Origin of the sequence: Fundidesulfovibrio magnetotacticus, from assembly GCF_013019105.1 — a bacterium.
Classification (GTDB): Bacteria; Desulfobacterota; Desulfovibrionia; order Desulfovibrionales; family Desulfovibrionaceae; genus Fundidesulfovibrio; species Fundidesulfovibrio magnetotacticus.
The window spans coordinates 117,176-130,541 of record NZ_BLTE01000002.1; the positions used below are offsets into that span (position 1 = coordinate 117,176).

A 13,366-nucleotide genomic window follows, 5' to 3' on the forward strand; every position below is an offset into this window, starting at 1 on the left:
TGGCGACTTGCCTGGACAACCCGTAGGGACGGATTTTGAGACGCGCAACGCTAGGCAGGATCGCGCCCGGCCACGGGCGGCGGGCAGTCCGCGGCGGCCCCGGCCGGGGCCGCTTCCACCCGGTTGCGCCCCAGCCGCTTGGCCTCGTAAAGGGCGTCGTCGGCCAGGCGCACCAGGTCTTCGGCGCGCGACTCCCCGCAGGGCGTGAGCGTGGCCATGCCGATGCTCACCGTCACCCGGGCGTGGGGCGAGCCCTCGTGGGGCAGATTCAAGGCCTCCACGGCCTGGCGCACCTCCTCGGCGTGGGCAAGGGCCTTGGACGACGGCAGGTCGGGCAGCAACAGCACGTATTCCTCGCCGCCGTAGCGCGCCGCCACGTCTCCGGGACGCCGCGCCAGCCCACGGATGGCCCGTCCCACGTCGATGAGGCGTTCGTCGCCGGCCTGATGCCCCAGGGCGTCGTTGTAGCGCTTGAAGTGGTCCACATCGATCATCAGCAGCGTCAGGGGTCTGGCGTCCCGCCGGGCCCGCGCCCATTCGGCCGCGAGCGCCGCGTTCAGGCGGCGGCGGTTGGCCAGACCCGTGAGTTCGTCGGTTTCGGCCAGTTCGGCCAGCCTGCGGTTGGCCTCCTGGAGCGCCCTGGCGTCGCGTTCGCGTGCGGCCAGCATGTGGTCCAGAAGGTCCAGGGCGTGGCGCACCGTGGTGAACTCGTCGCGCACCCCGGAAAGCTGGAGGCTGGCCCCGGGGTCGCGCAGGCGGTCGATGCGCTCCACGATGTCGCGAAGCGGGCGGGTGATGCGCCGCGCGATGACCCGCGCCGACACGGCCACCAGCACCGCCGCCGCGAGGATGCCGACCAGGCCCCCCGCCGCCGTGCGCCGCGCCGTCGCCAGGTTGTGCCGCACCACGCGGTCCGCGTCCTCGGAGACCGTGTCGAGAGAGGTGATGATGGAATCCAGGGCCCGCACGGATTCCTTGGTGTAGGCCGCCGGAGGGGGAAGCTCCGTGCCATGCGCCCCGCCCAGGAGAATGGACTCCTGCAGGGGCCTCAGGCCCTCGAAAAAGGCCCGGCGCGTATTCTCCAGCGCCGTTGAGAAGCCTGCGCCCCCCGAGAGCAGGGCCTCCTGCCGGATCTGCTCCCACAGTTGCGCGGAACGCCCGCGCAACAGAAGAAGCCGGTTCATGAAGGCCTCGTCCACCTTCTCCACGCCAGCGGTCACGGAGGCCACCATCATGGACTCCCTGCCCACCACGTTCCGGAACTGCACCACCGCCACCCGCAGGGCGCACACCCTCTCGTAAAGGCCGTCGGCCCCGGGCGCCCGGCCCAGCTCGGCCAGCAGGAACTCCAGATGGGCCAGCAGGTCGGCGGCGGTGAGCAGCCAGCGCCCGGCCAGGGAGGGATCACGCGCGGAGAACGGCAGGGCCATGGCCGCGTCAGACTCGGCCCGAAGGACGAGCACGGCATCCCAGGCGCGCAGCGTCTCCGCCCCGGAGACGCCGGATAGCCCGTCCAGGGCCGCCGACAGCCGCTCCATCCCCCGTTCCGCACCGGCCCGGCGCTCCCGGATGAATGCAAGGGTCTCCTCGGAGGCCTTGTCCGCCCCGAAGAGCGCCACGGCCGTGCGGCCCCGTTCGAAGGCGAAATCGTTCACCACCTGCAGGCAGGCGGCGGCGACCTGGTTGCGTTGCTCCATGAGGGCGGCCCCCCGCAGATCCTCCAGGCTCCGGCGCAGGTCCAGCACGGCCGGAGCAAGGGCGGTGACGCCCAGAAGGACGATGAGGACCATGAGGGTCCCTCGGACGGAACGGCTGCCGGGCAAGTTCATGAATCGCTCTCCCACGGTGTCGGCCTATGCGGAAGCCGGAACCTCCGTGTTCCAGCCGCGCGTAACCGGGCGACCTCTCTTGTAGCGGAAATCGCACACCGGCCCGCCCTGGGCAAGGGTGCTCTCGCGCCGCAGACCCGTACCCTTCAGGCGCGAGCGGGGAAAATCGTTCAGGCAGTAGAAGCGGGCGGCCGGGGCCGCGTCCACGGCGCGCAGGTACTTCACCACCCCGCATTCGAGCATGTCGTAGCCGTGGTCGTATGCCTCCCCGTCGCCGGGCACATAGCGGGCCACCCAGTCCCCGGGCCAGGTGCGCAGCGCGGTCCACTCGGCCCAGGCGCGCAGGGCGTCCCGGGCCTGGGGCGTGAACTCCGCGGCCCCCTGGGCCAGCAGGGCGGCCGGGTCCTGCCTGAGCAGGTCGGCCTCGGCCAGCACGTAGAAGGCGTGGCCCGCGTCGCGCGCGGTGAGCCCCGAGGCCTCCATGCCCCGGCAGAGCGCCGCCAGCCACGCAGACTGCACCAGATAGACGTGGTTGCGGTTGGAGGGGCCGCCGATGTCGGGCACGGCGTCCAGGAGCGCCGGGAAGGCCCTCCTGGAATCCTCGGCAACGGCCCTGGCGCGGTCCTCCCGCCCGGTGGCCGCGAGCCAGCGGGCCGCGCCTTCGCTCACGCCCCGGAAGTCCTCCAGGAGCTCGCGGCGGTGAGCCGTCTCCCAGCTGCCGCAGAGGGCCGCCCGGGGCGCGAGGTCCATGCACGGCAGGAGCGCGCACAGCCCCAGGAAGGAGCGGCGCGACCTCACAAAAGCCCCTCGCCGCGCAGCGCGGCCTTGACGATCTCCTGGCGCGCCGGGGCCTGGGCCATGGCGGACATGTCGATGTTCAGGGCGAAGAACCACGTCTCTCCTCCCTTCTCCAGCCAGCCCACCCACCAGCCCGTGCCGGGGTCCGTGCCGACGGTCCAGCCGGTCTTGGCGCGCAGGGTCCAGCCAGGTCCCTCTTCCACGCGCATCACGTCCTTCACCATGTCCATGGAGCGCGCGGAGAAGGGCAGGCGGCCCTCCTTCAGGCGGCGCAGGAAGGCCACCTGCTCCAGGGCGCTGACTCGCATGCCGCCCTGGAGCCAGAACACGTCCACGCCCGCGCTGATGTCGGCGTTGCCGTAGCCCAGCTCGCGCACCCACCAGCTCATGCGCTCGGACCCCACGGCCCGGGCCAGGCCCTGGAAGCAGGGCACGCAGGAGACGGCGAAGGCCTCGCGCAGGGTCAGGTCGCGGTTCCAGGCCTCGGCGGAGCGCTTCACGCCGTCCCAGCGCAGCACGGCGTCGGGGCCGGAGACCACGCCCGTCTCCAGGGAGATGAGCGCGTTGGGAATCTTGAAGGTGGAGGCAGGCAGAAAGCCCCGGGCCGCGCGCGCCGGGTCGAACACCTTGCGCACGCTGCCGTCGGCGTTTTCGAGCACCAGCACGCCCTGGACGCCGCGCTCCTGGAACAGGCTCGCCCAGTCCGGGCGCTCGGTCACGACGGTCTTCGGGGCGCGTGTCCCTGCGCAGGCGCAAAGAAGGCAGAACACTCCGAAAACGGCAAGGCGGCGGACAACGGACATACTGTGCTCCCTGGGCCGGATGGATGCGTGAGAAGCCGTGGCCGATCCTTCCCGCATTTCGCCGCGCGCCGCAAGACCCGCGCCCCTAAGGCTCCACCGTGTAGCGCACCCCGTCGGAGCGGCCCCGCGCATCCACCACCACGAGGCGGTGCGCGCCCGGGACGAGCTCCAGGAACAAGGGCTCGCCCTGGACCTGCCCGGCCACGAGCCGTCCGTCCTGGAACCAGCTGAGGCCCCCCGCGTCGGCCCCGGCCACGGCGGCGAGCCCCACGCGCTGGAAGGCCCCCGGCGCGTCGGGGCGCAGACGGTAGACCATGCCCTCCCGGGGCGAGACGATGCGCGGCCCCTGCCCCGCCACGGCCTCGGCGCAGGCCGGGTCCGGTCGAGGCCCGTCGGGCAGCTCCATGCCCGAAGCCGCCCACCACGCGGCGAGATCGGGGGGATAGTCCACCACCACCTCCGCGCGCACCGCGCGCCCTTCCAGGCAGGACCCTGCCACGCGCAGCCCCGTGGCCGCGTCCACCAGCACGCGCCGGTGGGCCTGGCAGGGGGCTAGGCGCGTCGCGCCCGGGATCACGTCCATCTTCACGGTCTGGCCGCAGTCCGGGCCGGGCAGCCCGCGCGACACGGCGCAGACCTCCGCCTGCTCCAGGTTCAGGCCCTCGGGCCTGGGCAGCGAGGAGCCCCCGGGCTCCAGGGCGCGGAACACGTCGAAGAGCAGCGGCGCGGCCTGTCTGGCCCCGGAGATGCCCTTCACCGGGCGGCCCTCCACGTTGCCCGCCCACACCCCCACGGCGTGGCGCGCCGAGAAGCCCACGGCCCAGGCGTCGCGGTGGCCGAAGGAGGTTCCCGTCTTCCAGGCCACCACGGGCACGCCCCGGGCGCGCTCCACGCCCCCGGGCAGGTCCGGGCGCTCCAGCCGCGCGAGGATCTCCGCCGTGAGCGCGCAGGCCTCTGCCGAGAGCAGGCGCTCCTCGGGCCGGGTTCGGCCCCCCACGGTGATGGCGGCCGGGCCGTGCAGTCCGCCCCGGGCCAGGGTGGCGTAGAGGTTGGTCAGCTCCAGCAGGCTCACCTCGCCGCCGCCCAGCACCAGGGAAAGGCCGTAGTGATCCGGGGGCCGGGAGAGCCCCGCGAGGCCCCCCCGGCGCAGCAGGTCCAGGAAGGCAGGGACTCCCGTCTCGGCCAGCAGGCGCACGGCCGGGGCGTTGTAGGAATGGATGAGGGCCTCGGCCGCCTCCACGCGTCCCCGGTACTGGCCGTCGTAGTTCTTGGGCTCGTAGCCGCCCACTGCCACGGGCAGGTCCAGGAGCAGGGTCTGGGGCGCGGCCAGACCCTCCTGGAAGGCCAGGGCGTAGAGGAAGGGCTTGAGCGCCGACCCCGGCGAGCGCCGGGCCGTGGCCGCGTTGAGCGCCCCGTGGCGCGCGGCGTCCAGGTAGTCGGCGGAGCCCGCCAGGGCCAGCACGCCGCGCGTGGCCACATCGATGACCACCACGGCCGCGTTCTCCACGCCCTGGGCGCGCAGCTCCGCCAGGCGCGTGCGCAGGGCCTGGCGCGTAAGTTCCTGCGTGCGCGAATCAAGGGTGGTGTCGATGCGCGCGGCGCGGCCCATGCGCGCCAGGGCCATCTGGGCCAGGTGCGGCCCCACCAGGGGCGGCCGGGCCACGCGCGCGGGCACGGGGGCCGTGACAGCCAGGGCGGCCTGCTCCGGCCGTGCCGCGCCCTGGCGGACCATGGTCTTGAGCACGCTCTCGCGAACGCGCCGGGCCGCCTCGGGGTGCTTCACCGGGTTGTAGGCGTTGGGCGAACGGGGGATGCCCGCCAGGAGCGCCGCCTCGCCCAGGGAAACCAGCCCCGGGGCCTTGCCGAAAAGGAAGCGGCTCCCCGCGCCCACGCCCACCAGGTTGCCCCCGAAGGGGGCCAGGTTCACGTAGAAGCCCAGGATTTCCCGCTTGGACCAGTGCAACTCCAGCTGGAGCGCCCGGAAGCACTCCACGAGCTTGGCCCACACCGTGCGGCGCTTGGGCTCGGCCAGGCGGGCCACCTGCATGGTGATGGTGGAGCCGCCGCGCACCACGCGCCCGGCCGCCACGTTGGCCGCCAGGGCCTTGGCCAGGGAGAGCGGGTTCACGCCGGGGTGGCGGTAGAAGTGTCGGTCCTCGCTGGCCAGCACGGCGGCCAGGTAGTCGGGGGCGAGTTCCTCCAGGGTGACGGGAAAGCGCCAGGCGTGGTCCGGGGCCAAAAAGAGGCGGACGGGCTCGCCGTGGCGGTCGCGCACTTCCACGGATGGGGACGGCGCGAGGCGATCCGCCGGAAAGGGGAAGGCCAGGTCCAGGATCAGGAAGCCCAGGGCGGCCAGGAGCAACGCGAGCGCCCCAAGCCGCCCGATGCGGGCCATGCGGGCCGGACGCGTCCGGCGGGGCGGCCCTGCCCCGCCGGACGACGGCTCGTGCGATGCTTCGCCGGAGACCTCCCCGCTCAACGGCCGCCCTCCACGGTCAGCGCGCCAAGCTCCGTCTGGGCGGCGATCTCGGGGAAGTACATGGCCTCGGCGCGCACGGGCGGCAGGGTGTAGCTTCCGGGGATCACGGCCCGGCAGAGGGTGTAGGTGTCGGCCCATTCGCCGCCCTCCAGGTCCAGGAAGACGTTCACGCGGTCGGCGCGGTAGTCCGAGTAGCCCACGGGGGCGATCTTCTCCATCCAGGGCAGGCGGTCGGCCGTGTCGATGCGCGGGTTCTGCACGTCGAGCCCCGGGGGCAGGAGCTGCGACACGGCCACGTGGCGCAGCGGCCCCGAGGTGGAGCGCACCGACACCTTCACCGCCACCAGCGTTCCCGAGGGCAGGCGCGCCATGTCCAGGGGCTTGCCGTCGCGGTCCAGGAACTCGCGTTTCAGCTCCAGCCCGGCGGCCAGCGCCTTGTGGGAGGCCGTGGCGGGGATGCCCCGGTCGTCCAGGCTGTAGAAGGCCGACCCCGGCGCGCACCCGGGCAGGGCAAGGGTCAGGGGTCCCGCGGGCAGGTCGCGCAGGAGGCTCGTCCGGGCGGTGTCGATGCGGGCCACGCCGGTTCCCGAGGCCTTCAGCTCGCCCTGGCAGGCGGGCAGGGCCGCCTGGCGGGCGTAGAGCTTGCCCAGGGCCATGAAGGCCATGCCCGCCTCCTGGGTGGAGAGCGCCGGGCGGGCCTCCAGCCCCCGCGTGAGGTCGCGGGCGGCCTGGGCCGTGGCCTGGGACGAGGGGTTCACGTCCGTCAGGGCGGCCAGGGTCAGGGCCTGGGCGCGCAGGGGGGAGTCGAAGAGGTCGTCCGCCGGGGGCGCGGCCTCGGGCGCGCCGAGCCCCGCCAGCTGACCCTCGGCGGCCTTGGCGTTGCCCGTGGCCGCGTAAGCCGCCGCCAGCAGGGCCTTGGCGTCGGCGGGCAGGGCCGGGCCGTCCTTGGGCTTGGCGGCCAGGGAGTCCATCACGCCCCGGTCGGGTTTTCCGGCCAGGGCCAGCACGTAGAGGGCGTAGGCCTGGGTCTTGAGCTGGCCGCCCTGGTGGCGGCGCTTCACCTGGGAGCCCAGGTTGCCCAGGGCCAGGGAGAGGGCCTTTTCCGGCACCTGATGGCCAGCCCGGGAGGCCTCCACCAGGAAGTGCGTGGCCCACACGCCCGCCCAGGGCTGCTCCTTCTCGGCCCCGGGCCACATCCCGAAGCCGCCCGAGGGCAGCTGCATGGCCAGGGCGCGGCTCACGCCCTGCTGCACCATGGCCTCCGGCGAGCCCTTCTCCAGGGCGCGCGGCTCCAGCTCCCGGGCCAGGGCCGAGAGGTAGACGAGGGGGAACGCCCGGGACACTGTCTGCTCCAGGCAGCCGTAGGGATAGCCCAGCAGGCTCTCCAGCTTGCCCGCGAAGCGCACCAGGGGGAAACGCCCCACGCGCAGCGTGCGCTGGACCGTGCCGACCAGGAAGCCCTGGTCCTCGGCGGCCGGGAACTCCGTTGCCGACCCCTCCGTGACCCCCTGCCGGATGCGGCTCACGGCGGGCAGGGGCGAACGCACCAGGAGTTCCGTGCGCGCCTCGGCCTTGAACCCGCCGCCCTCGGCCAGGAAGGCCAGGGAGGCCAGGCCTTCGGCGTCGGAGGCCTTCACGCCGAAGAAGACCGTTTTGTCCTTGCCCGCCGCGATGGCCTCGCGCCGGGGCTGGTCGACGCTTCGCAGAGCGCCCGTGGCCTGCAGGGACACCTGGAATTCGCCGTCCTGGCCGGTGTCGTTGCGCACTGTGACGGGCAGGCGCATGGACTCGCCCAGCTGGGCGAAGCGGGGGAACGTGGGCAACAGCGCCAGGGGGCTTCGCACGCGCACGAAGTGCTGGGCGCTGCCGAAGCGCGCCCCGCCGGCGGCCACGGCCATCACGCGCAGCGCGCCCTGGAAGGCGGGCACGTCCACCGTGAAGCGCACGATGCCGCGCGCGTCGGCCTTGAGCGGGCCGGACCAGAAGGCCACGGAGCGCTCGCCCTGGGGCGATTCGGTGCGCAGGAAGCGGGAGGCGTCGTCGCCGCCCGCCGGGGCCTTGCGGGCCAGGGCCTTCACCTCGGGCAGGAGCAGGGCGAAGGTGTCGAAGCTTCGCACCTCCAGGGCGCGGCGGGCGTAGAAGACGGCCCACGGGTCCGGGGTCTTCTGGGCCACCAGCTGGAGGATGCCCTCGTCCACCACGGCCAGGGTGACCATGGCCCCGGGGTCGGCCTTGGCCGTCACCGTGAGGGGCTTGTGGGGCTCCATGCGCGCGGGGGCCTCGAGGGAGACCTCCATGCGCCCTGCCTCACGCGCCACGCCCAGCGACACGGCCCCGAAGGCGCGCCCGGCCTGGCCGGGCAGCACGTCCGCGCCTTTGCGGGCCAGCATGCCCGTGACGTAGACGTTGGGGGCGTAGCCCGCCTTGATGGGGATGCTCACCTCGCCGGTGTTCTCGGGCAGGTCCACCACGTAGTGGTCCAGGACCTCGGTGGACTCCACCGTGACCAGCAGCCTGCCCGGGAAGGGCGCGCGCACCTGGAGCCTGGCCGTCTCGCCCACGGCGTGGTCGGTCTTGGCGGGGACCAGCTCCAGCCGGGCGGGGTTCTCCATGGCCCAGGGGTTGTAGCCGTCGCCCGCGGCCCAGAAAGTGATCTGGCAGGCCGCGCCGGTGTCGGGGTCGGTGAGGCTCAGGCGGTAGCTGCCGTACTTGGGCGGGGTGAAGGTCACCTCGCCCTTTGCGCCGGGGTTCTCCAGGCGGCGGCGCTCAACGAGGCGCGAGTCGCGCTTGGTCTCGTACTTGTAGCCCGTGCCCTCCTCGGCGCGGCGCAGCACGGTCTGCCATCTGTCCTCATAGAGTTCGGCCACCAGGGCCTTGGGCTGGGCCTCTTTGCCCTGGGGGTCCACCACCACGTACTCGAAGGCGTGGGGCGTCCCCGGGGCCAGGCCCTGCTCGGCCGGGCGCTTGAGGCCCGGATAGGCCTGGTAGGCGTCCACGGGGATCTTCACCCGCGAGCCCACGCCGCGCCCGGCGTGCTCCGAGACCCGGGCCGTGACCACGGCCATGAGCGCCGCCGGGGGCTTGAGCCCCTGGGGGATGGCGGCCGAAAGGGCGGCCTTGCCCTCGGCGTCGGTCTGGATCTCCTGGCGCAGCAGGTTCACGTTCTCGAAGGCGCGCTCGCTGGTGCCGAAGGCGTAGGCCTCGAAGCCCTTGGGGGTGAAGGGGGCGGCGGTGAGCACCACGCTGGCCTCGCCGGGCAACCCGGCGGCGGGCGCGCCGAAGAGGTAGTCGGCGCGCACGCCGAAGGCCAGCTCCTGGCCGGGCCCCGCGCGCTCCACCTGGGGCAGCACGGTCACGGCGATGCGGTCGGGCTGGAAGTCCTCCACCTGGAAGCGGTACTGGCCGATGGGCTCCTCGCCCGCCAGCACGTCCAGGGTCCAGGCCCCGGTTGGGGCGTGGGAGGGCATGGCCCGGGCGAAGGAGGCCAGGCCCTGGGCGTCCGTGCGCAGGGTCTCCACGGCGGCCTCGCGGCCCTGGGGGTCGCTCCAGACCAGTTTGAGGGGCATGGGCGGCGGGGTCTTGAGCTTGGGGTCGCGCACGGCGGTTACGCCGCGCACGGTCTCGCCGGGGCGGTAGATGTCGCGTTCGCCCCAGGTGAAGGCCTGGTAGCCCGCCTGGGCCACCTCCACGCCGGACACGTCCAGGCCGGTCATGTCCGTGCCGAAGCGGTCGAAGAGCAGGAAGGCGTAGTCGGCGTCCTTCTCCACGGAAATCATGTACGGTTCGGTGCCCTCGGGCAGGGCGGCCAGCCCCTTGGCGCGCCAGACGCCCTTGGCGTCCGTGACGCCCTGGACCAGCACCTGGTTGCGGTTGGAGATGACCTTCACGCGCGCCCCGGCCACGCTGGAGACGTCCTTGAAGGAGCTGACCCACACGAGCAGGTCGTCGCGGCCGCGCTTGGCTGCCACGCCCAGGTCCGTGACGAGCATCCAGCGCTGGGCCGGGCTGGACTCGCCGTCCTCCTGGGCCACGGTGAGGCGGTAGAGGCCGGGCTCCGTGCCCTTCACGAGCCGGGTCAGGTCCACGGGGGTGGACACGGCCTGGTTGCGGGGCGCGGGGAACTTGAAGTCCTCCTCGGCCACGGCGTCGCCCAGGTAGGGGAGCACGTCGCCGTAGCCGCCGTCGTCGTCAAAGGCCTGCTCGCCGTAGTAGTTGAGGGCGAAGAAGATGTTGTTGCGGAAGACGCGCTCCACGCGCAGCTTGGCGGCCTTGAGGTTCACGGTCTCCAGGGCCACCTTGCCCGCGCCGCTCTTGGGCAGGAACACGCCCGGATTGGCGAAGCGCGCCGTGGGCTTCTGGTCGGGCACGGCCAGGGGGACGCGCGCCTCACGCTCCAGCTTCGCGCCGTCCACGGCCGCGAAGCCCGGGGGCAGCACCAGGGCGTAGCGCACCCCGTAGCGGAAATTGCCCGAGACCCACAGGCCCTCCTCGTCGCGCGAGAAGCTCACGCCCTCCAGGGGCGGCTCGAAGCGGGCCTGCTCGCGCAGGGCGTCGGGGTCCACCTTGGCGGAGAAGTTCAGGCGGAAGCCCTTGCGGTATTCCTCCCACGCGCCGGGGTCGCGCGGCTTGAGCGCCGAGGCGTGCACCACCGGGAAGGCGTAGGCCTGGGTCTGGTCCAGCACGAAGCCCTCGTCGGAGCGGGTGGCGTCCTTGTCCACCAGCAGGGTGAACATGCGCGTCTTGTCGTCGGCCTGCACGGGGTCGGACTCGAAGCGCACCACGGGGCTCGTGCCCTCCTGGTCCAGGAGGATGTGCAGGGGCACGGGCTTGTCGGGGCCGAGGCGGGGGTCCACCAGGCGCAGGGCCTTCTCCATTTCCCGGGGCTGCATCTGGCGCGAGAAGCTCACGGAGCCGCGCACCACGTAGACCCCGGGCTTGCCGGGCACGGGGTCGGGCTCGGCGGAGAAACGGTGCACGGCCAGGGGCGCGGGGCGCACCGTGAACTGCGTGCGCCCGCCAAGCTTGCCGCCCTTGGGCAGGATGGCCTCGGGCACGGCGGTGAAGGTGTAGGTGCGGGCGGGATCGACGCCCTTCTTGTCCTGGGAGGTGAAGCGCAGGATGTAGGGGCCTGCCCAGTGCCACACGCCGGGCACGTCTGGTTCGATGCGGAAGGGAGCCTGGACCAGCGGCCCCGAGGATTCGGCCTCGCCCACGGGCCGGGTGAAGGAGACGATCACCTCGCCGGGGCGGTTCGTGTTCTGGCGGAACACCGCCACCTCCACGGCATCGCCAGGGGCGGCGGGGTCTGACTTGGGAGCCTCGGCCTTGGGCGTATCAGGTTTGGGCGCTTCGGGCTTGGCCGCCTCGGGCTTGGCCGCCTCGGGGGCCGCCGGGGCCTGGGACGCCGGTTCCCCGCCGCGCCAGAGGAACCAGCCCTGCACCGCCACCACCAGCAGCAGGATGACGATCACCAACGACTTGACGGCGGACGACTGCGGGGCGTCGTGGCTCATGGGAACTCCGGAAGGAACGTTTTTTTCCTTCTACCACGCCTGGGCGCATTGGCAAGGCCGGGCGCGCGCCGCGCCCTTGACTGGTTCCCGGGATTGCCCCATAACCCCGGCCCATGAGCACCCAGCGTCCCACCCTCTCCGTGGTGATCCCCGTCTACAACGAGCGCAACACCATCCTGGAGATCGTCGATCGTGTGCTGGAACAGCCCGAAGTGGACGAGATCGTCCTGGTGGACGACCACTCCACCGACGGCACCCGCGACATCCTGCGCTCCCTCCAGGGCCGGGAGAAGCTCCAGGTTCTCTTCCACGAACGCAACCAGGGCAAGGGCGCGGCCCTGCGCACCGCCTTCAGGGCCGCCACCAAGGACCTGGTGCTCATCCAGGACGCCGACCTGGAATACGACCCCGCCGACTACCCGCACCTGCTGGCCCCCATCCACATGGGCCGCGCCGACGCCGTGTTCGGCTCGCGCTTCCTGGGCGGCACGCACCGGGTGCTCTACTTCTGGCACTACCTGGCCAACCGCTTCCTCACCCTGCTCTCCAACGTGTTCACCGGGCTCAACCTCACGGACATGGAGGTGTGCTACAAGGTGTTCCGCCGCGAACACCTCCAGCGCATGACCATCGTCTGCGACCGGTTCGGCATCGAGCCCGAGCTCACGGCCAAGATCGCCCGCATGAAGGTGCGCATCTACGAAGTGCCGGTCTCCTACTACGGGCGCACCTACGAGGAAGGCAAAAAAATCGGCTGGAAGGACGGCGTCTCCGCCATCTACTGGATCGTCCGCTTCGGCCTGATCCGCACCCGCTGATCCGCCCCCCCCCGAACCGCTCCTTTGAACCGCACCGGCCTCGAAACCTTCGATTTCCACCTCCCCGAGGAGCTCATCGCCCAGGCCCCGGCCGGGCGGCGGGACGCCTCGCGGCTGATGGTGCTGGAGCGCGCCGCGGGCGCGACCTCCCTGGCCCGCTTCGCCGACCTGCCGGACCTCCTCCCCCCGGGCGCGCTCCTGGTGGCCAACAACACCCGCGTGCTGCCCGCGCGCCTTCTGGCCTCCAAGCCCACGGGCGGGGCCGTGGAGATGCTCTTGCTCACGCCCCTGCCGCTGCTGGAAATCCATGACGCGCAAGACGGCTGGCGCGAGGCCCAGGCCCTGGCCCTGCTGCGCGCCTCCAAGAAGCCCCGGCCCGGCCAGGAGCTGGCCTTCGACCCGGACCTGACCGTGCGCGTGCTGGAGCGCGGCGACTTCGGACGCTGCCGCGTGACCCTGCGCTTCCGGGGCGACCTGCGCGCCCTCTTCGAGCGCATCGGGCACATCCCCCTGCCCCCTTACATCCGTCGCCCCGACTCCGAGGCCGACCGCGAACGCTACCAGACGCTCCACTCGCGTTCGGACAAGCAGGGCTCCGCCGCCGCGCCCACCGCCGGGCTGCACTTCACCCCCGAGGTGCGCGCCGCCCTGGAGGCCAGGGGCTTCGGCTGGGCCGAGGCCACGCTCCACGTGGGCTACGGAACCTTCAGCCCCGTGCGCGCCGAAGACATTCGCGACCACCGCATGCACGCCGAATGGGCCGAAATCCCCGAAGAGACCGCACGCGCCGTTCTTCTGGCAAAGCAACAGGGACGCCCCGTCGTCGCCGTGGGCACCACCTCCGCCCGCGCCCTGGAAGGGGCCTTCCGGGCCTGCGGCGAAATCCGGCCCTTCGCGGGCGAAACCGACATCTTCATCCGGCCCGGATACCGCTTCGCCGTCCTGGACGGGCTGCTGACCAATTTTCATTTGCCGCGCTCAAGCCTTGTGATTATGGTTTGCGCCCTGGCAGGCACGGACGCCGTCCTTTCCGCCTACGCCCGCGCCGTGCGCGAGCGCTTCCGCTTCTTCTCGTACGGCGACGCCATGCTCATCCGCTAGATCAGGGACCTGCACCCCACGGAGA

At 72.6% G+C, this 13,366-nt stretch carries 7 protein-coding genes; 2 read left to right on the forward strand and 5 right to left on the reverse strand.

Annotation, left to right across the window (positions count from 1 at the left end):
- Positions 1–50: 50 nt before the first annotated feature.
- The 5 genes from NNJEOMEG_RS03600 to NNJEOMEG_RS03620 all read right to left on the reverse strand — a co-directional run bounded on the left by NNJEOMEG_RS03600 (position 51) and on the right by NNJEOMEG_RS03620 (position 11,422).
- On the reverse strand, positions 51–1,790 hold the full coding sequence (locus NNJEOMEG_RS03600; RefSeq protein WP_173081397.1) for a GGDEF domain-containing protein: 1,740 nt from the start codon (positions 1,788–1,790) through the stop codon (positions 51–53).
- 63 nt (positions 1,791–1,853) lie between these two features.
- Complete coding sequence (locus tag NNJEOMEG_RS03605) at positions 1,854–2,627, reverse strand: L-2-amino-thiazoline-4-carboxylic acid hydrolase (RefSeq protein WP_173081399.1); 774 nt, start codon at positions 2,625–2,627, stop codon at positions 1,854–1,856.
- On the reverse strand, positions 2,624–3,346 hold the full coding sequence (gene blaOXA / locus NNJEOMEG_RS03610) for a class D beta-lactamase (RefSeq protein WP_173081401.1): 723 nt from the start codon (positions 3,344–3,346) through the stop codon (positions 2,624–2,626). Before blaOXA ends, NNJEOMEG_RS03605 begins: the two co-directional genes overlap by 4 nt.
- 169 nt (positions 3,347–3,515) lie before the next feature.
- Positions 3,516–5,825, reverse strand: a complete 2,310-nt coding sequence (gene pbpC / locus NNJEOMEG_RS03615; RefSeq protein ID WP_173081403.1) for a penicillin-binding protein 1C — start codon at positions 5,823–5,825, stop codon at positions 3,516–3,518.
- A gap of 80 nt (positions 5,826–5,905) precedes the next feature.
- Positions 5,906–11,422 (reverse strand): alpha-2-macroglobulin family protein, encoded by a 5,517-nt coding sequence (locus NNJEOMEG_RS03620; protein WP_173081405.1) that lies wholly within the window; start codon positions 11,420–11,422, stop codon positions 5,906–5,908.
- A 113-nt stretch (positions 11,423–11,535) separates the two neighbouring features.
- Here NNJEOMEG_RS03620 and NNJEOMEG_RS03625 point away from each other — a divergent pair, with 113 nt between their 5' ends.
- Together NNJEOMEG_RS03625 and queA are read left to right on the forward strand one after the other, a co-directional pair.
- Positions 11,536–12,240, forward strand: coding sequence for a glycosyltransferase family 2 protein (locus NNJEOMEG_RS03625; protein WP_173081407.1), 705 nt, complete (start codon positions 11,536–11,538; stop codon positions 12,238–12,240).
- Positions 12,241–12,264: 24 nt separating this feature from the next.
- Complete coding sequence (gene queA, locus NNJEOMEG_RS03630) at positions 12,265–13,341, forward strand: tRNA preQ1(34) S-adenosylmethionine ribosyltransferase-isomerase QueA (RefSeq protein WP_173081409.1); 1,077 nt, start codon at positions 12,265–12,267, stop codon at positions 13,339–13,341.
- Positions 13,342–13,366 lie beyond the last annotated feature (25 nt).

Bases quoted from the DNA above. Each gene is read 5' to 3' on its own strand.
- NNJEOMEG_RS03600 (WP_173081397.1), bottom strand. From the start codon at position 1,790: ATGGTCCTCATCGTCCTTCTGGGCGTCACCGCCCTTGCTCCGGCCGTG.
- pbpC (WP_173081403.1), bottom strand. From the start codon at position 5,825: ATGGCCCGCATCGGGCGGCTTGGGGCGCTCGCGTTGCTCCTGGCCGCC.
- NNJEOMEG_RS03620 (WP_173081405.1), bottom strand. From the start codon at position 11,422: ATGAGCCACGACGCCCCGCAGTCGTCCGCCGTCAAGTCGTTGGTGATC.
- NNJEOMEG_RS03625 (WP_173081407.1), top strand. From the start codon at position 11,536: ATGAGCACCCAGCGTCCCACCCTCTCCGTGGTGATCCCCGTCTACAAC.